At 74.8% G+C, this 20,633-nt stretch carries 16 protein-coding genes and 1 pseudogene; 7 read left to right on the top strand and 10 right to left on the bottom strand.

Features of this window, described 5'->3' with window-relative positions:
- The first annotated feature begins 3 nt into the window (after positions 1-3).
- The 3 genes from pcaG to pcaDC are packed head-to-tail and all read left to right on the top strand — an operon-like array spanning position 4 to position 3,067.
- Positions 4-609 (top strand): protocatechuate 3,4-dioxygenase subunit alpha, encoded by a 606-nt coding sequence (pcaG, locus tag IE108_RS28430; RefSeq protein WP_064730783.1) that lies wholly within the window; start codon positions 4-6, stop codon positions 607-609.
- Positions 606-1,949 (top strand): 3-carboxy-cis,cis-muconate cycloisomerase, encoded by a 1,344-nt coding sequence (gene pcaB, locus IE108_RS28425; protein ID WP_064730782.1) that lies wholly within the window; start codon positions 606-608, stop codon positions 1,947-1,949. Before pcaG ends, pcaB begins: the two co-directional genes overlap by 4 nt.
- Positions 1,946-3,067 (top strand): bifunctional 3-oxoadipate enol-lactonase/4-carboxymuconolactone decarboxylase PcaDC, encoded by a 1,122-nt coding sequence (gene pcaDC / locus IE108_RS28420; RefSeq protein ID WP_064730781.1) that lies wholly within the window; start codon positions 1,946-1,948, stop codon positions 3,065-3,067. Before pcaB ends, pcaDC begins: the two co-directional genes overlap by 4 nt.
- A gap of 22 nt (positions 3,068-3,089) precedes the next feature.
- Here the strand turns inward: pcaDC and IE108_RS28415 are convergent, their stop codons facing one another.
- From IE108_RS28415 to IE108_RS28405, 3 genes are all read right to left on the bottom strand, one after another.
- Complete coding sequence (locus IE108_RS28415) at positions 3,090-3,719, bottom strand: hypothetical protein (RefSeq protein ID WP_229852482.1); 630 nt, start codon at positions 3,717-3,719, stop codon at positions 3,090-3,092.
- The gene (locus tag IE108_RS28410; RefSeq protein ID WP_229852476.1) at positions 3,674-5,686 is read right to left on the bottom strand and encodes a phosphocholine-specific phospholipase C; all 2,013 of its coding nucleotides are present in this window, start codon (positions 5,684-5,686) and stop codon (positions 3,674-3,676) included. The genes IE108_RS28415 and IE108_RS28410 overlap by 46 nt, the downstream gene beginning before the upstream one ends.
- Before the next feature lie 185 nt (positions 5,687-5,871).
- The gene (locus tag IE108_RS28405) at positions 5,872-6,309 is read right to left on the bottom strand and encodes a glutaredoxin domain-containing protein (protein ID WP_064730776.1); all 438 of its coding nucleotides are present in this window, start codon (positions 6,307-6,309) and stop codon (positions 5,872-5,874) included.
- A 143-nt stretch (positions 6,310-6,452) separates the two neighbouring features.
- Here IE108_RS28405 and IE108_RS28400 point away from each other — a divergent pair, with 143 nt between their 5' ends.
- The 4 genes from IE108_RS28400 (at position 6,453) to IE108_RS28385 (ending at position 10,881) form a co-directional block, all read left to right on the top strand.
- Complete coding sequence (locus tag IE108_RS28400) at positions 6,453-7,775, top strand: PQQ-binding-like beta-propeller repeat protein (RefSeq protein ID WP_159394643.1); 1,323 nt, start codon at positions 6,453-6,455, stop codon at positions 7,773-7,775.
- A gap of 81 nt (positions 7,776-7,856) precedes the next feature.
- Positions 7,857-9,140 (top strand): MFS transporter, encoded by a 1,284-nt coding sequence (locus IE108_RS28395; protein WP_064730774.1) that lies wholly within the window; start codon positions 7,857-7,859, stop codon positions 9,138-9,140.
- 70 nt (positions 9,141-9,210) lie between these two features.
- Positions 9,211-9,786, top strand: a complete 576-nt coding sequence (locus IE108_RS28390) for a GNAT family N-acetyltransferase (protein WP_064730773.1) — start codon at positions 9,211-9,213, stop codon at positions 9,784-9,786.
- 489 nt (positions 9,787-10,275) lie between these two features.
- Positions 10,276-10,881, top strand: a complete 606-nt coding sequence (locus tag IE108_RS28385; RefSeq protein WP_159394642.1) for a response regulator transcription factor — start codon at positions 10,276-10,278, stop codon at positions 10,879-10,881.
- 46 nt (positions 10,882-10,927) lie between these two features.
- On the opposite strand, the gene IE108_RS28380 is transcribed toward IE108_RS28385, so the two are convergent.
- The 7 genes and pseudogenes from IE108_RS28380 to IE108_RS28350 form a co-directional block, all read right to left on the bottom strand.
- Entirely contained in the window at positions 10,928-12,700 is a 1,773-nt protein-coding gene (locus tag IE108_RS28380) for an ATP-binding cassette domain-containing protein (protein WP_373297062.1), read from the bottom strand.
- An 86-nt stretch (positions 12,701-12,786) separates the two neighbouring features.
- Positions 12,787-14,672, bottom strand: a pseudogene (locus IE108_RS28375) (ABC transporter ATP-binding protein); the annotation flags it as partial.
- Positions 14,673-14,857: 185 nt separating this feature from the next.
- Entirely contained in the window at positions 14,858-14,986 is a 129-nt protein-coding gene (gene ramS / locus IE108_RS28370; protein ID WP_064730771.1) for a mycelium formation morphogenetic lantipeptide SapB, read from the bottom strand.
- A 36-nt stretch (positions 14,987-15,022) separates the two neighbouring features.
- Positions 15,023-17,632 carry a class III lanthionine synthetase LanKC gene (gene lanKC / locus IE108_RS28365; RefSeq protein ID WP_064730770.1) on the bottom strand — a complete coding sequence of 870 codons (2,610 nt, stop codon included), beginning with the start codon at positions 17,630-17,632 and terminating at the stop codon, positions 15,023-15,025.
- A gap of 166 nt (positions 17,633-17,798) precedes the next feature.
- On the bottom strand, positions 17,799-18,488 hold the full coding sequence (locus IE108_RS28360) for a GntR family transcriptional regulator (protein WP_064730769.1): 690 nt from the start codon (positions 18,486-18,488) through the stop codon (positions 17,799-17,801).
- On the bottom strand, positions 18,485-19,489 hold the full coding sequence (locus IE108_RS28355) for a proline racemase family protein (protein WP_064730768.1): 1,005 nt from the start codon (positions 19,487-19,489) through the stop codon (positions 18,485-18,487). Before IE108_RS28355 ends, IE108_RS28360 begins: the two co-directional genes overlap by 4 nt.
- A 30-nt stretch (positions 19,490-19,519) precedes the next feature.
- Positions 19,520-20,410, bottom strand: a complete 891-nt coding sequence (locus IE108_RS28350) for a dihydrodipicolinate synthase family protein (RefSeq protein WP_064730767.1) — start codon at positions 20,408-20,410, stop codon at positions 19,520-19,522.
- Between the last annotated feature and the right edge of the window lie 223 nt (positions 20,411-20,633).

Genomic DNA, 20,633 nt, shown 5'->3' with positions numbered 1-20,633 from the left:
CCCATGACCAGGATCGACACCACCGGGCCCGGACGGGTACCGCCCACGCCGTCGCACACGGTCGGCCCGTTCTACGGGTACGCGCTGCCCTTCCCCGGCGGTGAGGACATCGCACCGGCCGGGCATCCGGACGCCGTCACCGTGCACGGGTACGTGTACGACGGGGAGGGCGCCCCGCTGCCGGACGCACTCGTGGAGCTGTGGGGGCCGGACCCGGAGGGCGGTACGCCCTCCATGGACGGCTCCCTGCGCCGCGACCCCGCCTCGGGCGGCTTCCTGGGCCGCAACGGCGTGGAGTTCACCGGCTTCGGCCGGATCCAGACCGACGCGAACGGCCACTGGTACGCCCGGACGCTGCGGCCCGGGGCGCGCGGGCGGAGCGCGCCCTACGTCAGCGTGTGCGTCTTCGCCCGCGGCCTGCTCGTGCACCTGTACACCCGGATCTATCTGCCGGACGACGCGACGGCGCTCGCCGCCGACCCGCTGCTGGCGCGGCTGCCGGCGGAGCGCCGCGACACGCTGGTCGCGGCGGACGAGGGGCGGGGCACGTACCGTTTCGACATCCGCCTTCAGGGCGAGGGCGAGACGGTCTTCCTGGAGTTCCAGTGACATCACCCGAGGAGCCCGGCGACACCGGCACGAGCCTGCTCGCGCCCGGGTGGACGGGCTCGCCGGCCGCGTCGGCGACCGGCGACCGCGCCTACCTGCGTGCCCTGCTGGACGCGGAGGCGGCCCTGACCCGCGCCCAGGCCGCGCTGGGACTGGCCCCGGCCGAGGCGGCGGACGCCGTGAGCGTGGCCGCCGATCCCGGCTCCTTCGACATGCATGCGCTGGCCGAACGGGCCCGGGCCGGCGGGAACCCGGTCATCCCGCTGGTGGCCGACCTGACCGAGGCGGTCGGCACGGAGTACGGGCCGTACGTGCACCGGGGTGCGACCAGCCAGGACATCCTGGACACGGCGGCGATGCTGGTCGCCGCCCGCACCCTGGACGTGCTGCTGCCCGATCTCACCCGCACGGAACGGGCCCTGGCCGCGCTCGCCGCAGAGCACCGGGACACACCGATGCCGGGTCGCACCCTCACCCAGCACGCCGTGCCGACGACCTTCGGGCTGAAGGCGGCGGGGTGGCGCGCGCTGGTCCTGGACACGCGCGACCGCGTCACCGCCGTACGCGACGCGCTGCCCGTGCAACTGGGCGGCGCGGCGGGCACCCTGGCCGCCTTCGGGGCGTACGGCGCCCCCGACCCCACCGCGCTGCCCGCGGCGTACGCCCGCGAACTGGGCCTGCGGGCGCCGCTGCTGCCCTGGCACACGCTGCGCACCCCGGTCGCCGACCTGGCGGGCGCGCTCGCCTTCGCCGCCGGGGCGCTCGGGAAGATCGCCGCGGACGTCCTGGCACTCTCCCGCACCGAGAACGGCGAGGTCTTCGAGGGCGGTGGCGGCGGTTCCTCGGCGATGCCCCACAAGGCCAACCCCGTGCGGTCCACGCTGATCGCGGCGGCGGCCCGGCGCGCGCCGCAGCTCGCGGCGGTGCTGTACGGCTCGATGACCGCCGAGGACGAGCGGCCGGCGGGCGCCTGGCACGCCGAGTGGGAGCCGCTGCGCGACCTGCTGCGGCTGGCCGGCGGCGCGGCCCGCGACGCGGCGGAACTGGCCGAGGGCCTGCGGGTGCGGCCCGGCGTGATGCGCGGGCACCTGGGCCTGACCCGCGGGCTGATCGTGTCCGAGCGGCTCGCCGCCGAGCTGACGCCGGTCCTCGGGCGGTCCCGCGCCGGGTCGCTGCTGACCGAACTGGCGGCGCGCACGTACACGGAGGACCGCACTCTGGGCGAACTGCTCGCCGAGGTACCGGAGTTGCGCGGCCTGGACCTCGACGCCCTGACCGATCCCGCGCGTTACACCGGCTCCGCGGGAGCCCTGACCGACCGTGCCCTGGAGCGACGTTGACCCTGCTCGCCCATCTGTCCGAAGGCCCCGCCTCCGCTCCCCCGCTGCTGCTCGGGCCGTCGCTGGGCACCTCGTACGCGCTGTGGGACGCGGTGGCACCGGAGCTGTCGGCCGGCCACCGGGTGATCCGCTGGGACCTGCCGGGGCACGGCGGCTCGGCGGCGGACCTCGTCGCGCCGGGCGCCACCGTCGGCGACCTGGCCGGGCTGGTGCTGGAGCTGGCCGACGCGCTCGGCGTGGAGCGGTTCGCCTACGCCGGGGTGTCGCTGGGCGGGGCCGTGGGCCTGCACCTGGCGGTGCACTCTCCCGAGCGGGTGTCGTCCCTGGCGGTGGTGTGCTCTTCGGCGCACTTCAACGGGGCGAGGCCGTGGCGGGAGCGGGCCGCGCAGGTGCGTGCGGAAGGGCTGGCGCGGCTCGCGGACGGGGCGGACGAGCGGTGGTTCACCCCCGGGTTCACGGTGCCCCGGCTGGTGCGCGACCACCGGGAGGCCGATCCCGCCGCCTATGCCGCCTGCTGCGACGCGCTCGCCGCCTTCGACCTGCGCGGCCGGCTCGGTGACATCACCGCTCCCACGCTGCTGATCGCCGGCCGGGAGGACCCGGCCACGCCACCCGCGCACCTGCGGGAGATCGCCGACGCGGTGCCGGGGGCGACGCTGACGGAGATCCCGGGCGCCTCCCACCTGGCGCCCGCCGAACGGCCGGAGGCGGTGCTGACCGCCCTGCGCGCCCATCTCGGCGGTGACGCCCGGCGGGGCATGGCGGTGCGGCGCGAGGTGCTCGGCGACGCGCACGTGGACCGGGCGCAGGCCGGCCAGTCCCCCTTCACCGCCAGGTTCCAGGACTTCATCTCGCGCTACGCCTGGGGCGAGATCTGGACCGACCCCACGCTGTCCCGCCGCGAGCGCAGCATGATCACGCTGACGGCGCTGGTCGCGCACGGCCACTACGACGAGCTGGCCATGCACGTGCGGGCCGCGCGGCGCAACGGGCTCACGCCGGACGAGATCGGTGCGGTGCTGCTCCAGACGGCGGTGTACTGCGGGGTGCCGGCGGCGAACTCGGCGTTCGCGGCGGCCCAGCGGGTGCTGGCCGAGGAGGACGGCACGGCCGGCTGAGCCCCGGGGTGGTGCGCGCGGGTCAGCCCGCGTGCACCACCGCCAGCGCCTCGCGCGCCCGGGCCACCAGCCCGTCCGCGCCGCACGACTCGGCCAGGTCCAGGCCCCGGTGCAGCTCGGCCGCGGAGCGGGACGCGATGCCGTACTCCACGCGGGCCGCGGCGTGCTCGTACTGGCAGGGCGAGGCCTCCAGGTAGGTGACGGCCTGGGCGGCGAGCCGGACCGCGCGCTGGCCGGTCTCCAGCGCTGCGGCGCAGCGCAGTGCCTCTCCTATGGCGGTGTCCGTGCCGAAGCGCTCGGCCTGGCGGCGGGCGTCGGAGGCCAGCCGGGCGGCCCGGCCGGGGTCCTCGGTGGCGAGGGCACGGGCCAGGTCGGTCGCCCAGGGCACCACGACCGGGTTGTGTCTGCCGCGGGCGGCCGCCGCCTTCTCGGCGGCCTCCAGTTCGTTGACGCCCTCCTCGGTGCGGCCGGTCGCCAGCAGCAGCCGGCCGCGCACGGAGCGCGGGTCGGGCAGCACGATCGTCGACGGGTAGGGCGGGGCGAAGCCGTACTGGTCGGCGAGGGATGCGGCCTCGGCGACGTGGCCGCGGGCGAGCAGCGTGTCGATCAGGTTGCAGATCGCCGACCAGTACAACGGCAGTCCGCGGCCCACGCGTTCGGCGATGCGCAGTGATTCGCGCAGGGACTTCTCGGCCTCCCTGAGCCGGCCGCGCCTGCGGTGGCCGAGGCCGACGTAGGCGTGCGCCAGGGAGAGGTGGCCGCCGCTCCAGCCCGAGGTCTCGTAGGCGCGCAGGGCCTCGGTGAACAGTGCCTCGGCGCGGTCGAGCCGGTGTGCCGGGCGGTGACCTCGGGGCCCGCACTCTTGTTGGGGCCCTTGAAGACGCGCAGGAAGCCGTTGGGCCCGTGCACGGTCAGGTCGTACGCGCCCTTGGAGTACGCCGAGTTCCAGGTGTCCGCGACGCTCTTGCCGGCCTCGGCGGTGTACGTCCAGGGCCCGTCGGTGCGGTTGCCGGAGGTGATGAGGAAGGCGGCGCCGGCCCCGGCGCCGGAGGCGAAGGTGAGCCTGAACTTCCCGGCCGCGGCGTCCACGGCGCCGTCGACGTGCGGGGCGTAGCGCAGCGGCCGGGTGGGGCGCGTGCCGCGCTCCTGGCGGGGCATGTCCGGGTCCGCGGGCGGCGTCGGACGGTAGTCCGGGTGGCGTTCGCGGTCCGGCGGCTCGTAGGCGTCGGTGTCCGGCAGGCCGACCGGGCGGGTGTCCTTGCGGGAGAAGTCGAAGGCGCTGGTCAGATCGCCGCAGATGGCGCGCCGCCACGGCGAGATCTGGGGCTCGCGCACACCGAAGCGGCGCTCCATGAACCGGATGACCGAGGTGTGGTCGAAGGTCTCGGAGCAGACGTAGCCGCCCTTGCTCCAGGGCGAGACGACGAGCATGGGCACGCGCGGGCCGAGTCCGTAGAAACCCTCGCGGTGGCTGGAGCTGCCCTTGAAGACGTCGAGGGAGACGTCGACGGTGGACAGGCCCTGCGCGGCGGACTTCGGCGGCAGCGGCGGCACCAGGTGGTCGAAGAAGCCGTCGTTCTCGTCGTACGTGATGAACAGGGCGGTCTTCGCCCACACCGCGGGGTTCGCGGTGAGCGAGTCGAGGACCTGGGAGATGTACCAGGCACCGTAGTTCGAGGGCCAGTTGGAGTGCTCGGAGAAGGCCTCGGGGGCGGCGATCCAGGAGATCTTCGGCAGCCGGTCCGCCTTGACGTCGGCCCGCAGCCGGTCGAAGTAGCCCTCGCCGCGCTTGGCGTCGGTGCCGGTGCGGGCCTTGTCGAACAGGGGGTCGCCGGGCTTCGCGTTGCGGTACTTGTTGAAGTACAGCAGCGAGTTGTCGCCGTAGTTGCCGCGGTAGGCGTCGTCGATCCAGCCCCAGTGGCCGGCGGCGTCGAGGCCGTCGCCGATGTCCTGGTAGATCTTCCAGGAGATCCCGGCCGCCTCCAGCCGCTCGGGGTACGTCGTCCAGTCGTAGCCCAGTTCGTCGTTGCCGAGGACCGGCCCGCCGCCCTTGCCGTCGTTGCCCGTGTGACCCGACCACAGGTAGTAGCGGTTGGGGTCGGTGGAGCCGATGAAGGAGCAGTGGTAAGCGTCGCAGACGGTGAAGGTGTCGGCGAGCGCGTAGTGGAAGGGGATGTCCTCACGGGTGAGGTACGCCATCGTGGTGGTGCCCTTGGCGGGCAGCCAGCGGTCGTACTTCGCGTCGTGGTAGGCGTCCTGACCGTCGGACCAGCCGTGCGGGAGCCCTTCGAGGAACTGCATGCCGAGGTCGTCCGCCTCGGGGTGGAAGGGGAGCACCTCCTTGCCGTCGCTGCCGGGCTGGTGCCACACCGACTTTCCGTTGCCCAGGGCCACGGGGTGCGGGTCGCCGAAGCCGCGGACGCCGCGCAGCTTGCCGAAGTAGTGGTCGAAGGAACGGTTCTCCTGCATCAGGACGACGATGTGCTCGACGTCCTCGATCGTCCCGGAGCGATGGTTCGCCGGGAGGGCCGCGGCCCGCTCGATGCTCGCGGACAGCGCACTGAACGCGGAGGTGGCACCCGCGAGTTGGAGGAACCTGCGCCGGTTGACATCTGGCATGGGGGTGGGAGACCTCTCGCCTTGGGGGGTTCAACCGGCCGGACGGTGCCGGATGATGACGGATTGCGCGCGAAAGGAGTGTTCCAGGAGCAGCAAACGTCAGGGAAGGGTGCGGTGACCCTGGTGTGAAAGTCGTCGGTACGCGGGGTGTGCCGGGCGGTCGGCCACGGGATGGCCGCGCCCGCTCACACGGGGCGGGAGAGCTGTTCGCGTACCCACGCGGGATCGGGGTTGGTGTGCGGCCGGCCTGCCACGACGACGGTCGGGACTGTCTCGTTGCCGTCGTTCGCCGCCCTCACCGCCGCCGCTCCCTCCGGGTCGCGCCAGATGTCGACCCAGTGCAGCCGGCGGGCGCCGCGGCCCAGCTTGAGGCGCAGCCGGATGCAGTACTTGCAGCCCGGCCGCCAGTAGACGACCGGCCGGCCGTCGGCCTCGCTGCGGCGCTGTGCCTCCCGCGCGCCGATCGGCCTCGGGAAGACCAGCGGTGAGTACACGGCGGCGAGCGCCAGGAAGACCGGCAGGAACACCATGGCCGTGCCGGGGCTCCCGCCGCGGATCTGCCCGGTCGCGACAGCCGCGCCGCCGAGTACGAGCAGAATGGGCAGAGTCCAGGCACGCGTCATGGGGGCAGAGGCTACCGACCGGCGGGAGCGGGTGCCGACGGCGGCCCGAGCCGGGGCCCGCGGGGCCCGGGCGCCGAACTGTGATCGATCCGGTGGCGTCCCGTGCTCACGCGGCCGGCCGCGCTTCGGGCACCGTGGCGCGTATGCGCAGACGTCGTGTCCCGCCTCTCCTGGTGCTGCTGGCCGCGCTCGGCGGCTGCTTCGCGCCCCAGCCGCCGGACCTGAGCGCGTCGGAGGTGCCGGAACGTGCCTTCAGCGTGCCGCTGCCCGTACCGACCGACGAGGTGGGTGACTGGTCGCTGGTCGACGCCCGCAACGGGGTCGTCGGGCAGGGCAGATGGATCGCGAGGATCGACGAGGACGGACGGACCCTGTGGCGGACCCGCCTGCCCGCCGAGTTCGCCCTGACCGCGAACCCCGGCCGGCCGCACGCGGGCGCGTCCGGAACGAGCCCGACCGTACTGGTCGGTGCCGCCCCGCCGGGCATGCTGCCGGCCCTTGCCTCCGTGGACCCGAGCACCGGCCGGTTCCTCCGGCTGGCGCCGTCCCCGTCGCGTCCCGCCGGGGAGTTGCGCATGATCACCCTGTCTTCCGCGCGCCAGGCCGTGGCCGCGACCTGCCGCACGCGCGGCTCCTGCACGCTGGTCGCCTGGGACCCGTACTCCGGCCAGGTCCAGTGGACGCGGCGGACGGTCGGCTCCGCCGTCTTCACCGCACCCTGCGGGCAACAGCGCGGCCGGAAGGTGCCGGGCCTGCCGGGGCAGGACGCCTGCCGCCCGCTCACCTTCGTCGCCGACGGCCGGATCGAAGTCCTCGGCCAAGGAGAGCAGCGGCTCCACGGCCGGCGGGTGGACCTGCCGCCGGGCGAGGTCGCGCAGGTGTACACCACCACCTACCGCACCCTGGTGGTGACGGCCCCGCACGGCCCCGCGTGCCGGGTGCGGGTGGCGGCGTACGACACGGTGGAGCAGGCTCCCGCGCCGGTCTGGCAGCGGGACTTCGTCTGGGAGCAACCGCAGGCGGCGGTCCGCGACGGCTGCCGCCGGGATCCCGCGATCCCGCTGTTGATGGGCTTCCGCCTCACCCTGCCGGACGCGGAGGGTGCGCTGGTCGGGGACGACTACGACGGTGAGTTCAGGCTGCGACTGCGGCCCGGCGAGTATCCGGTGGCCCACGAAGGCCGCGTCCTCGCCTACCGGGCCGGCCGCGGATTCCGGGATCCGGACCCCGCGAAGCCGGACGACGCGGCGCTCCGCCCCGCACAGCTCCCACCCGACGCGGAGCCGCTGGGAAACGGGATCTGGTACGTGCCCGGTGCCGCCCGCCGGGGCACGGTGATCGCCGTGGATGTGTACGGGGAGATCACCTGGCGCCGGACCGTCGGCGGCCCGCCGTTCTTCCTGGGCCCCGACCGGCTCGTCCACGCCGACGGCACCCACCTCACCGCGCTGCGGGCCGAGAGGTGACGCGAGGCCGGCCGCCCGCCCGCCGGTCGTCTGCCGGCTCCCGCGCGTGGGTGGGGATCCTTCTGGGCAGGGGTCAGGATCATGACGGAGACCATCGCGACCAAGACCAGGCCCGCTCGTCCGCTGCGCCAGCTCCTCGCCGCCTCCGTCGGCAACGCGGTGGAGTGGTACGACTGGTACGCCTACACCTTCCTGGCCACCTACATCGCCGACCAGGTCTTTCCCAAGAGCGCGGACAACTCGCTGGTGCCGCTGCTGTCGACGTTCGCCGTCTTCGCGGTGGGCTTCTTCATGCGGCCCGTGGGCGGACTGCTGATGGGCGCGATCGCCGACCGCCGCGGCCGGCGGGCCGCGCTGACGGTCACGATCCTGCTGATGGGCGGCAGCAGTCTGCTGGTCGGCCTGACCCCGACGTACGCCGCGGCCGGTGTGCTGGCTCCCGTGGTGCTGGTCGTGGCACGGCTGCTCCAAGGTCTCAGCGTGGGCGGCGAGTTCGCGGCGTCCACGACCTTCCTGGTCGAGTCGGCGGGCCCCGGCCGGCGCGGGCTGTTCTCCAGCTTCCAGTACGTCTCGACGACGGCCGGGCAGCTGGTCGCCTCCGGTGTCGCGACCGTGCTGGTGAACACGCTGAGCGACGAGCGGATGAACGGCTGGGGGTGGCGCGTCCCCTTCGTCCTCGGGGCCGTGCTCAGTCTGGTCGGCTTCTGGATCCGGCAGGGCGCGCGGGAGACCCGGAGCGAGGAGCAGCGGCAGGGACCCCGCCCGGGGCTGTTCGAGGCGCTGCGCCGGCACCCGCGCGAGTCCCTGCTGATCTGCGGCATCACGGCGGGCGGCACGATCGCCTACTACACCTGGACGTCGTACCTGCCGACCTACGCCGAACTCAACGCGGGGATCGACAAGTCCGACGCGCTGCTCGCGGGCACGATCTCGCTGGCCTTCTTCGCGCTGCTCCAGCCGCTCGGCGGCCTGCTCTCCGACCGCTTCGGCCGCCGCCCCCTGCTCCTCTTCTTCGGCCTGGGTTTCGCCCTCCTGAGCGTCCCCCTGCTGCACGCCCTGCGGGACTCCTTCGCCGTTCTGCTGCTCGTCCAGTGCGCGGGCATGATCCTGCTTACCGGCTTCACCTCCATCAGCGCGGCGGTCAACGCGGAGATCTTCCCGCCCCGCGTGCGAGCGGCCGGCATCGGCTTCCCCTACTCACTCACGGTGGCCCTCTTCGGCGGCACGGCCCCGTACGTGGGAACCCTCTTCAAGGACCTGGGCCACTCGGGCCTGTTCCCCTGGTACGTCGCCGTCCTGTGCCTGCTCTCCTCGGCGGTGTACCTGCGCCTGCCGGAGACGGCACATCGGGAGCTGCGTCGCTGACCTGGATCGTCGGCGGCGAGGCGGGGCGCGGGGGTTGATCACGGCCGGGGCGCCTGGTTGGCTTGCCGGCATGACCGAGCTCGGGTCCGTCGCCTGGCCTCCCGCCCCGATCAGGACCGAGCGGCTGGTACTCCGCGGGTCCGAGGCGCGGGACCGGGCCGTGTTCGTCGAGCTGCTCGCCTCCGCGGAGGTGCACACCTACCTCGGCGGCCCCAGGCCGCGTGCGGAACTGGAGCGCGAGCTGCCCGTGGTGCCCGAGCGGTGGCCGGGGAGCTTCGTCGTCGAACTCGACGGCGCGATGATCGGACAGATCCTGCTCAGGAGGGCGTCCGAGCGCCATCGGCCCGCGGCCGCGGGGAAGGCCGAACTCGGCTACCTGTTCCTGCCCCGGGCCTGGGGGGCCGGGTACGCCGCAGAGGCGTGCGCGGCGGCACTGGACTGGTTCGACGGCGCACTGCCCGGCGAGCCGGTGGTGCTCGCCACGCAGACCGCCAACACCGGCTCCATGCGCCTCGCGGCGAAGCTGGGGTTCACCCGGGTGGAGCGGTTCCGTGCTTGGGATGCCGAGCAGTGGCTGGGCGTGCGCGGTGCGGTTCATTGGCACGCCTCACCCCGCGGGGCGGGGACGAAGGGGTCGGTCGGCTGAACCCAACGGGGTCGCGTCGCCGCGATGTTGGCGACGGACCGGGGGACCCGTGCCGACGCTCCCCGGCGCGGCCTCCGAGCGCCCTGGAACGGGCGGTGGATTCGCGCCAGATTGGGGGACGGCTGTTTCCGGCCGATTCTTGCTCAACCGTATGGCTGTTCGGTCCGTCCGGTTTGCGGGGCGGGAACAGGTCGGCGGCGGGATGTGCCAGCGTGGCCGGGCTGCCGGGGTGGCCGGCGGGCGGGGGTGGTGCGTCCGGCGGGTCGCACACGGAGCCGAACCGGCTGCGGATTGGTGTGTTCTCCGCCTAGTTCTCCCGTACGGACTCTTTCATTCCGGCCCCGGGCGGGCGCTGACAAAGGCGAATTGACTCGGGTGCGGTTCGCACGTGCGTACGCAACGTGTTCCACCGGAACAGATCAGGGCAGATGGCTCGTGGCGCGGGGACGCCAGACCATCGGCCGCTCGTCCGGGCGGCCGGGACAAGGGGTGGGGGAAATGGTTCGTACGGTCGTGGTGCACGACGAGGAACTGCTGCGGTCGGCGCTGGCACAGCTGCTCAGATCGGACGACACACTGGAGGTCTCCGCCCACTGTCCCGACACCGGGACGCCGGACGCCGAGGAGTTACCGGCGGACGTGTGCGTCGTGGACGGCGAGTGCCTGCAGGGGCAGGACGAGGTACGGGGCGAGCGACTGCGGGGCCGGTACGGGGACCGGCTCGTGGTCCTGGCGACCGCCAAGCGGCCCGGGGTGCTGCGCCGGGCGTTCGAGGGGGGCGCGCTCGGACTCGTGGACAAGAACGCCCCCACCCACCGGCTGATCACGGCGGTGCACACGGTCGCCAAGGGGGAACGTTTCCTTGACGAGACGCTCACCGTCGCCCTGTTGAAGGGCGCGGAGATGCCGCTGACCACCCGCGAGCTGGGCGTGCTGTCGCTGGCCTCCCAGGGGGCGCCGATCGCGGAGATCGCCGCGCGGCTGCACCTGTCGCGGGGCACGGTCCGCAACTACATGGCCACCGCGATCCGCAAGGTCGGCGCCCGCAACCGCGTCGACGCGATACGCATCGTCCAGAGCGCCGGCTGGACGTGACCCGGCCGCACGGTGCGGCGACCGCGGGCGGCCCGGACGTCCGCGGTCACGGCCGGCGCGGCGGCTCGCCCTGCCAGTGGCCCGTCAGGTCGCGGTAGAGCGGCGAACGGTCCAGCAACTCCTCGTGGGTGCCGCACACCGCCGTCACGCCGTCCAGGACGAGCACCCGGTCCGCCCGCACCGCCGACGACAGCCGGTGCGCCACCACCACCAGCGTGCCCGGCCGCCGGGCCAGCGCCTCCTCCGCGCGGGCCTCGGCGGCCGGGTCGAGGTGGCAGGTGGCCTCGTCGAGCAGCAGCAGGGGGGCGGGCGACAGGTGGGCGCGGGCCAGCGCGAGGAACTGGCGCTCGGCGGGGGTCAGTTCGGCGGGGCGTACCGCACCGTCCAGTCCGCCCAGGCGCTCGACCAGGGGACGGAGCCCGAGCGCCGCGACGGCGGTGTCCAGGTCCGCCCGGTCCGCGTCCGGCCGGAGGTAGGCGAGGTTGTCGGCGACGGTGCCGGTGAAGACGTACGCCTCCTGGGGCACCAGCGTGCGCAGGGCGGCCAGTTCGGTGAGGGCGCGCCCGGTCACCGCCCGTCCGGCCGCCCGGACCTCGCCGCGGCTCGGGGCGAGCGTACCGGCGACGAGGCGGGTCAGTGTCGACTTGCCGATGCCGCTCGGGCCGACGACGGCGAGGTGTTCGCCCGGGGCCACACGCAGGTCCAGCGAGTCGAGCACGGGTTCGGCGCGGGCGCCGTAGGAGAGGGTGACGGACCGCAGTTCCACGGCAGGGACGGGACGGCCGGGTGCGGGTGCGCGGGTGACGGCCGCCGCGCCGGCCGCGAGCGGCACCGTGATCGTCGCGTCTCGCGTGCTCCCGGCGGCTTTGACCTCCTCCGACGGCGCGGGGCCCAGGATCCGGTCCAGGACCACCAGCAGCCGCGCCCCCGCCGCGCCGAGGGCGGTCATCAGGGTGTGCAGCGCGGGCAGCAGCGACTGGACGAGATACGTGAAGGCTCCCAGCAGCGCCCCCGCCGTCACGCCCCGGCCGCGCAGCCACGGCACCGCCACCAGCAGCGCCAGTACGGGCAGATTGCCCGCGACACCGAGCGCCGTGGTGCGCACCGCCGCCCAGCGGGCCAGGGTGCGGGCGGTCGCGGCGGCCTCGGCGACCAGCTCGGCGCCCCCGCGTTCCGCCTCGGGCCCCGTCCCGCAGGCGGTGAGGTCGCGCAGGGCCGCCCGCGACCGCGTCGCGTGGTCGCCCAGCGCCTCGTCGGCGGCCAGGGCACGGCGCTGAGCCGCAGCCATGGGCCGCAGGGTGGCCAGGAACAGCCCGAGGCCGGCGGCCAGCGGCGGCAGGACCACCAGGAGCAGCGCCGGGTCCAGCGAGAGCAGGCCGATCAGGGCACCCGCGGCGGTGAAGACGAACGAGCGGAGGGTGAGGACGAGCCCGGCGAAGCTGTCCCGGGCGATCTCGACCTGGTTGGTCAGCCGGGAGACGGCCGCGCGGTCCGTGGCGCCGGGCCCGCCCCGGGCGGCCAGGGCCATGGAACGGTCCACCGCACGCCGCACCAGCGCGTCCCGCAGCGGCTCGGTCAACCCGGCGAGCTGCGCGAAGACTCCCCGTACCACCGGAGCGCCCGACAGCACGGCGGCCAGGGCGACCGCGAGCCACAGCAGGCCCCGGCGGGTGTCGCCGGCCAGGAAGCCCTCGTCGACGGCGTGTGCGACGGCGAAGCCGACCAGGAAGGCCTGCACCGACTCGGCCAGTGACCACAGCGCGAGCCGGGCGAGCACGCCCCGGCGCCGGGCGAGGAACCGCCGGGCCGGCGGCGCGATGCGGCGCAGCGATCCCGATCCGTCGTCCGCCGGTGCGGGGGCGGGCCGGTCTCCGGCGGACGTGGACGGGGGCGGGGGCGGGGGCGTCACTGGCGTGCCTCCTCGGGCCTGGGACGCGGCTCCGGCAGCCGGGCGGGGCCGACGCCCGCGGTGGGAGCCGCGCCGTCGACGGGTGCCGTGCCGTCGGCAGGAGCCGTGCCTTCGGCCGTGGTCATGCCTTCGGCGGTGGCCGTGCCGTCGACGGGAGCCGCGCCTTCGGCAGTGGCCGTGGCTTCGGCGGTGGCCGTGGCTTCGGCGGTGGCCGCGCCGTCGGCGGGGCCGAAGACCGCCCGGTAGTCGGCGGTGTGCCACAGCTCGTGGTGGGTGCCGAGGGCCCGTACTCCCCCCGCCTCCAGCCAGATCACCAGGTCCGCGCGGGCCGCGACGGACGGGCGGTGCGCGATCACGAGCCGGGTCCCGGGCCGCACCGAGCGGCGCAGGGCGAGGTTCACCTCGTGCTCGGTCGCGGTGTCCAGGCTCGACGTCGCGTCGTCGAGCACCAACAGCCGCCCGGCCTGGGCGAACGCACGCGCCAGACCGAGCCGTTGGTGCTCCCCGCCCGAGAGCGGCGCCCCGGTCAGCGGCGTACGAAGCCGTCGGCGCCGGCCGCGCACGCCGCCCGCTCCACCTCGTCGGGGGACGCCCGCCGCGCCCCGGCGGCGACGGCGTCGGCGATGGTTCCCCCGCCGAGCACCGGTCGTTCGAAGGCGAAGGCGACCTCGGTGCGCAGCGCCTCGCGGGTCAGCCGGTCGAGGCGGACACCGTCCAGCAGCACCTGCCCCTCGTCGGGGTCGATCAGCCGTCCGGCCACGGCCGCGAGGACGCTCTTGCCCGCGCCGCCGCGGCCGACCACGGCGACCGTGCTGCCGCCCGGGACTCTCAGGTGGTCGGCGCGCAGCACCTCCCTGCCGTCGCGCACCACCCGCACCGCGCGCAGTTCGAGTTCGCCGGTACCGGCCGGGGGCAGTAGCTCCGTGCCGTGGGCCAGCGCGGGCAGCCGTTCCAGCTCGCGGGTCCGGTCGCGGGCCGCGCGGCCCCGCACGATCGCGCCCAGCAGGGACGCGGCGCCGCCGACTCCGGCCGTGAGCTGCGCGTACCTACCGGCGGCGAGCAGTTCGCCCACGCTCAGGTCGCCGGCGGCCAGGCGCAGTCCGGCGACGCCCGTGGCGACGAGGGTCAGCAGCGGGACGAGGACGCCGCTCCTGGCCAGCGCCCGGCCGTGCAGGGCCCACATGTGCCGTCCCTGGGCAGCGAGTTCGGCCAGCGGTGCCAGGATCCGGGCGCGTTCCCGCTTCCCCGTCCCCGCGGCGCCGATCGTCGCCGTGCCGTCCAGGGCCTCCAGCAGCGCCGACGCGATCCGGGACTGGGTGCGCTGGTAGGCGGCGACGGAGGCGCCGGTGTCGCGGGCGAAGGTCCGCAGTACGAGGGCGAGCGCGGGCAGGCCGGCGCATACGCAGGCCGCGACCCACGGGTCGACGAGGGCCAGGGCCACGAGGGCGCCCAGCGGGGTGACCAGGGAGGCCGCCAGCGCGGCTCGCGCCGCGGGGGCGCCGCCCGCGTCGGTGGCGTTGAGGGTCAGCCGGGTTCCGACGTCCCCCGGGGAGAAGGGCCTTGCACTGTCCGGTACGGCGTCCAGCAGGCCGGTGAGGGCGCGGGCGCGGACGTGTGCCGTCCAGGTGGCGTTGCAGCGCCCGGTGAACAGCGCGGTGAGGCTGTCCAGGAGGAGTTCGCTGACGAGCAGTGCGGCGCTCAGTGCCAGCCAGGGTGCCGCGTCGCCGTCGCGGAGCAGCAGGTCGAGGGTGCGGCCGAGGACGACCGGCTGGGCCACCGTTGCCAGGGCCGCCGCGACCGAGCACAGCAGCACCAGTACTTCGGGCGCGCGCCCGGGACCGGCGGCGGCCCCGTCCCGCGCCTCGGGCGCCCGCGACGCCCGGGACCTGCTCGTTCGCACCAGCCACGACCTTCCGTCCGTCCCACGGTGCCGGGACGCCGGTCGCGCGCCCCGGGGGCCGTACGGCCGTGGGGCGCGCGGGCAGGCGTCGGCGCCCCGGGAGAACCCGGGGCGCCAGTGCCGGGGCGACACGGCTCACCGTGCCGCCGCGGCGGTCAGCTCCGGCGTCAGTTACAGGTCGTGACGCTCAGGCTGCTGTCGCCGCAGAGCAGCAGGCTCGCGCGGCTGCCGGTCTCGACGTCGCCCATGGCCTCTTCCTTGGGGGTCTCCATCGACTGCAGGTCGTACAGGTTCATGACTTTTCCCTTCGTACGGCAACGGGTTTGCTTTACTCACGACCCCTGACGGGGCCGAGCCGGTGGGCCGCCGGGTGTGCCCGGCGGCGGGAGGAACGGCAGGGAGGCGGGCGCGTCGCCGCGTACGGAGGCGACGGCCAGCAGGCATCCGGCCGTTCCGGTGGAGAGGTCCATGGACAGCCGCATCATCTGCTCGCCGGGGAAGGCGAGCCGGTCGCGGTAGGACATGGCGTGCCAGGACAGCGCGTCCAGCTGGCGCCGGACGGCCTCGGGGCCGGTGCCGGGTGCCGTGGCGGTGGTGCGGCCGAGGTGGAGCACCATGCCGGCCACGCCCCGGTAGAGGCCCGGCTGGGCGTAGAACATGGCCTGCGCGGCGGCCACGATCTCGCCTCTGGCCCGCTCGAACTCCTCGTCCTCGCGGTGCGCCAGGTAGTCGTCGAGGACCATGCCGATGCCCACGCTGCCCGCGCCCAGGTAGGGCATGGTGCGCCAGCCCTCGTCGACCTGGAGGGCACCGCCGGCGCCGCGTACGCAGCGGGCGAGGTCCTGGCGCAGGGCGTCGCGGGCGAGGTCGAGCAGGGCGCCGTCGCGGGTGCGTTCGTACAGCCGCAGGAAGAGCAGGGCGCGGCCGGTGGCGCCGTGGAGCAGTCCGGCGCGGGGCCGGCGGGTCTCGTGCTCCCCGGCCCGGGTGGCGGCCGCCGTCAGGTCGGCGCACTCCAGGGCCGCCGAGCGCAGCGCGCTCTCCCCGGTGGTGGCGGCGAGCGAGTCCAGGGCGAGGCCGACTCCCGCGGTGCCGCTGTGCAGGTCGGGCGCCAGGTCGCCGAAGGGCTGGTCGAGGAGGAGTTCGGCGAGGTCGAGGGCGCGGTCGCGGTGGCCGAGCCGGTCCAGGGTCCAGGCGACGCCCGCGAGGCCGTCGTGGAAGCCGAGCGGCATGCCCGACGGCGGTTGCTTGGTCCGCTCCAGCAGCCACTGCTCGCCGTCCTCGTGCCGCCCCGCGCCGCTCTCGGCGAGGGCGTACAGCACCCCGGCCGCGCCGTGGCCGAAGGCGAGGCCGCCGCCGGCGGTGGCGAACTGCGCGATGTCTCCGGGGTAGAGGCGGTCCGTGCGCGACGGCGTCGCGGAGGCCCGGACGGCCTCGGCCATCGAGTCGCGGCTGCGGGGCCAGTCGTCCGGGCGGACCGGTGCCACGGGCCCGGCGGCGCGGTGTGCGGCGGGGGTGCCGTCGGCCCCGGCCGTGATCTCGTCGACGGCCGCGTCCAGGAAGGCCCGGTCCACCGGGAACTGTTCGGCCACCACGTCGGCGAGGTGGGCCGCCTTGCGCCGGTCGAGGGCGAGCAGGCTGGTGAGCGGGAGGAACAGCGCGAGCCGCAGGCAGGCCAGCGCGTACCGGTCCACGGCCACGCCCCGCCGGTCGGCGGGGGCCACGAAGCCGGGGTTGGCCACGGTCTGCCGGCCCGGTTCGTCCACGTGGTGGGCGGCCTCGAAGTCCAGCAGGGCGACGCTGTCGTCCTCGCGGATCATGATGTTGAACAGATGCAGGTCGTTGAAGACCACGCCGCGGGCGTGCACGTCGGCGACGGCGCGCTCCACTCTCGCGTGGACGCCGAGGGCCCAGTCGGTGTACTCGGCCAGTCGGCGCTCGCCCGGGTCGGCCTCGATGAGCGGGTGCCGGCGGGCGAAGAACGTGTTGAGCGGTTTGCCGTCCAGGTACTCCAGGACGAGGAAGTGGTGTTCCCCGACGGTGAAGTGGTCGCGCACCTCGGGCGTGCAGCCGAGGCCCGACAGCAGTTCCAGCGCCCGGCGTTCGCGGTGCAGCCGGGCCACCGCGTCGGCGCCGTCGGCCGCGAGCCCGGCGTGCGGGCGGGCCTCCTTGAGGACGACCTGCTCGCCGGTGCGGCCGTCGCGGGCGAGGTAGACGCCGCCGCCGTTGGAGAAGTGCAGCGCCGACTCGATGGTGTACGGCAGCTCGGCCACCGTCACCGCGGAGCGGGCGTCGAGGTGCGGGGTCAGGAAGGCGGGCGGGCTCACCCAGTCCGGCACCCGGAAGACGGGGCCGCGCAGGTCGGGCACCAGGACTCCGTCGGGGCCGGTCACGGCCGGCCGCAGCTCGCCGTCGGCGTCGTAGCAGTTGCGCCGGGTGAAGCCGCCGTAGCGCACGTGCACGGGGCCGTCGCCGATCCGCAGGTCGCTCAGGATGTGCGGGCCGGGTTCGCCCGCCAGCAGGGCGGACAGCTCGCCGACGAGCCGCTCGAACTCCGCCTCGTCGGCCGGGTACACGGTGATGAACTTGCCACTGCCGGCGCGGTCGGCGTACTTCGCGTTGCGCTGGTGCAGCAGGTAGCGGCTGGGCACGAACTTGAAGGCGGTCCCGCCCTCGACGCAGTGCCGCCACACCCGCTCCAGCACCCGCTCGGCGTTGTCGAGGCAGGCGGAGACGTGGATCTTCCAGCCCTGGTCGGGCAGGCCGGTCTCCACCGGGCGCAGGGCGAGCCAGTCCCCGCTCTCGTTGCGCTGCCATCCGGCCGGCACGGGCGCCGAGGCGGCGGCGTACCGGGAGTCCCGGGTGCCGGTCCGCTGGGCGGTGCGGTGCGGAGCGTCGTAGAAGGACGGATCCGCGTCGCAGTACACGGCGTAGCCCTTGTTCACGCCTTCTCCCTCCCACCGGTCGGTGACGGGGATGACGCTGTCACGCGGCGTACCGCTGCGGACAGTTACCGCTGTCATGACTCCGACGTGCGGAACGCACGGGTAACTTGCCGGAGCGGTTCGCCGGGCGGCGTGTTTCCGCAGGACGGAAGTGGTCCCGGTGGCCCTATCGGGGTGGCTTCACCGGTCCGGGCGCCGCCCACAGCCCCCGCACGTGGCCCAGGTGCCGGGTCATCACCGCCCGCACGGCCCGCTCGTCGCGGGCGAGCAGCGCGTCGAGGATCTCCAGGTGCTCCTCGGCGGACGCCTGGAGCCGTCCCTGCTCCACGAGCGCCGTCAGCCCGTACAGCCGGGAGCGCCGGCGCAGGTCCCGGACAACCTCCACCAGGTGGGCGTTGCCCGCGAGTTCGAGCAGGCCGAGGTGGAAGCGGAGGTCGGCGTCGACGTAGGCGATGAGGTCGCCGGCCAGGGCCGAGGCGACGATCTCCTCGGCCACCGGGCGCAGGGCCCGGAGGGCGTCGGTGTCGGCGGTGGCGGCGAGTTGGGCGGTGGTCGGGATCTCGATGAGCGAGCGGACGTGGGTGTACTCGTCGAGCTGCCGCTCGGACACGGCGGTGACCCGGAAGCCCTTGTTGGGCACGGTGTCGACCAGGCCCTCCCGGACCAGGTCGAGCATCGCCTCGCGAACGGGGGTGGCGGAGACACCGAAACGGGCGGCGAGGCCGGGCGCCGAGTAGACCTCGCCGGGGCGCAGTTCGCCCGCGATCAGGGCGGCGCGCAGCGCCTCGACGACCCGCTCGCGGTGGCTGGGCTTGCGGCCGCCGAGGACGGGCAGCGCGGGACCGGAGGCGCTCACAGCACGAACCCCGCCGGGAAGGGGTCCTCGGGGTCCAGCAGGTACTGGGCGGTGCCGGTGATCCAGGCGCGCCCGGTGAAACTGGGCAGCACGGCGGGGAGTCCGCCGACCTCGGTGGTGCCGAGCAGCCGGCCGGTGAACCGGGTCCCGATGAAGGACTCGTTCACGAACTCGGTGTGCGTGGGGAGTTCACCCCGGACGTGCAACTGGGCCATGCGGGCGCTGGTGCCGGTGCCGCAGGGCGAGCGGTCGAACCAGCCGGGGTGGATCACCATGGCGTGCCGGCTGTGGCGGGCGGTGGAGTCGGGTGCGGTCACCTGGACATGGTGGCAGCCGCGGATGGTGGGGTCCTCGGGGTGTACGGGTCCGCCGTCCTCGGCGTCGATCGCCGCCATCAGGGACAGGCCGGCGGCGAGGATGTCGTCCTTGCGGGACCGGTCGAAGGGCAGGCCGAGCCGCTCCAGCGGCAGGATCGCGTAGAAGTTGCCGCCGTAGGCCAGGTCGTACGTCACCGTGCGGCCGTCGGGCAGGGTGACCCGGCGGTCGAGGCCGACGGCGAAGGACGGCACGTTGCGCAGGGTCACCGCGCGGGCGGCGCCGCCCTCGACGGCGACCTCCGCGACGACGACTCCGGCGGGGGTGTCGAGGCGGATGGTGGTGACGGGTTCGACGACCTCGACCATGCCCGTCTCCACCAGGACGGTGGCGACGCCGATGGTGCCGTGGCCGCACATGGGGAGGTAGCCGGAGACCTCGATGTAGACGACGCCCCAGTCGCAGTCGCTCCGGGTGGGCGGCTGGAGGATCGCGCCGCTCATGGCGGCGTGGCCGCGCGGCTCGTTCATCAGCAGCCGCTTGACGTCGTCGCGGTGTTCGCGGAAGTACAGCCGCCGTTCGTTCATGGTCGCGCCCGGGATGGTGCCGATACCGCCGGTGATCACCCGGGTGGGCATGCCCTCGGTGTGCGAGTCGACGGCGTGCAGGACGAGCTTGCTGCGCATGGGGCTCCTTGCTCCTCGTCGTCGCTCCGGCTACGCCAGTCCGGCCGCGAGGGCCTTCTCGGTGGCGGCGCGGACGGCGGCCTCCTGCGCGGGCAGCAGCGGCACGCGGGGTGGCCGGCAGGGGCCGCCGCGCCGCCCGGCGAGATCCATGGACAGCTTGATGGCCTGGACGAACTCGACCTTGGAGTCCCAGCGCAGCAGCGGGTGCAGGGCGCGGTACAGGGGCGTGGCCGTGTCCAGGTCGCCGGCGAGGGCGGCGCGGTACAGCTCGGCGCAGGAGGCGGGCAGGGCGTTGGGGTAGCCGGCGACCCAGCCCTTCGCGCCGGCCAGCGCCAGTTCCAGCAGGACGTCGTCGGCGCCGATCAGCAGGTCGAGGTCGGGGGCGAGTTCGGCGATGCGGTAGGCGCGGCGGACGTCGCCGGAGAACTCCTTGACGGCCCGGACGTACCCCTCGCCGTGCAGCCTGGAGAGGAGTTCGGGCACCAGGTCGACCTTGGTGTCGATGGGGTTGTTGTAGGCGACGACCGGCAGCCCGGACCGGGCGACCTCGGCGTAGTGGGCGAGTACGGAACGCTCGTCGGCGCGGTACGCGTTGGGCGGCAGCAGCATCACCGCGCCGCAGCCCGCCTCGCCCGCCTGCTCGGCCCAGCGGCGCGCCTCGGCGGACCCGTAGGCGGCGACGCCGGGCATGACGCGTTCGCCGCCGACGGCGGCGACGGCGGTCTCGACGACCCGGGTGCGTTCCTCGGGGGTGAGCACCTGGTACTCGCCGAGGGAGCCGTTGGGCACGACGCCGTCGCAGCCGTTGGCGATCAGCCAGGCGCAGTGCTCGGCGTAGGCGTCGTGGTCGACGGAGAGGTCGTCGTGCAGCGGAAGCGCGGTGGCGACGAGGACGCCGCGCCAGGGACGGTGCTCGCTCATGAGGATCCTCTTTCCGTCTGGTCCGGTTCTTGTGCGCGCGGGGGCTGTGGTGCGGACGGGGATGCCTGTGCCTGCGGGGCTTCTTCGTGGGGCGGGGCGGTGCCCGGGGGCGGGGCGTGTGTTGCGTGCGGGGCCGCGTCCGGGCGCGGGGCCTCGTCCGGGCGCGGGGCCTCGTCCGGGCGCGAGGCGTCGTCCGGGCGCGAGGCGTCGTCCGAGTGCGAGG

This window comes from Streptomyces parvulus (assembly GCF_014648855.1).
Lineage (GTDB): Bacteria > Actinomycetota > Actinomycetes > Streptomycetales > Streptomycetaceae > Streptomyces > Streptomyces parvulus.
The sequence above is the reverse complement of the archived record's forward strand: the minus strand, read 5'-3'. Positions and strand labels throughout refer to the sequence as shown.

Coding starts and splice junctions, on each gene's coding strand:
- IE108_RS28390 (WP_064730773.1), top strand. CDS start 9,211: ATGACCGAGCTCGGGTCCGTCGCCTGGCCTCCCGCCCCGATCAGGACC.
- ramS (WP_064730771.1), bottom strand. CDS start 14,986: ATGAACCTGTACGACCTGCAGTCGATGGAGACCCCCAAGGAAGAGGCC.
- IE108_RS28395 (WP_064730774.1), top strand. CDS start 7,857: ATGACGGAGACCATCGCGACCAAGACCAGGCCCGCTCGTCCGCTGCGC.
- IE108_RS28410 (WP_229852476.1), bottom strand. CDS start 5,686: ATGCCAGATGTCAACCGGCGCAGGTTCCTCCAACTCGCGGGTGCCACC.
- IE108_RS28355 (WP_064730768.1), bottom strand. CDS start 19,489: ATGCGCAGCAAGCTCGTCCTGCACGCCGTCGACTCGCACACCGAGGGC.
- IE108_RS28400 (WP_159394643.1), top strand. CDS start 6,453: ATGCGCAGACGTCGTGTCCCGCCTCTCCTGGTGCTGCTGGCCGCGCTC.
- IE108_RS28405 (WP_064730776.1), bottom strand. CDS start 6,309: ATGACGCGTGCCTGGACTCTGCCCATTCTGCTCGTACTCGGCGGCGCG.
- IE108_RS28350 (WP_064730767.1), bottom strand. CDS start 20,410: ATGAGCGAGCACCGTCCCTGGCGCGGCGTCCTCGTCGCCACCGCGCTT.
- pcaG (WP_064730783.1), top strand. CDS start 4: ATGACCAGGATCGACACCACCGGGCCCGGACGGGTACCGCCCACGCCG.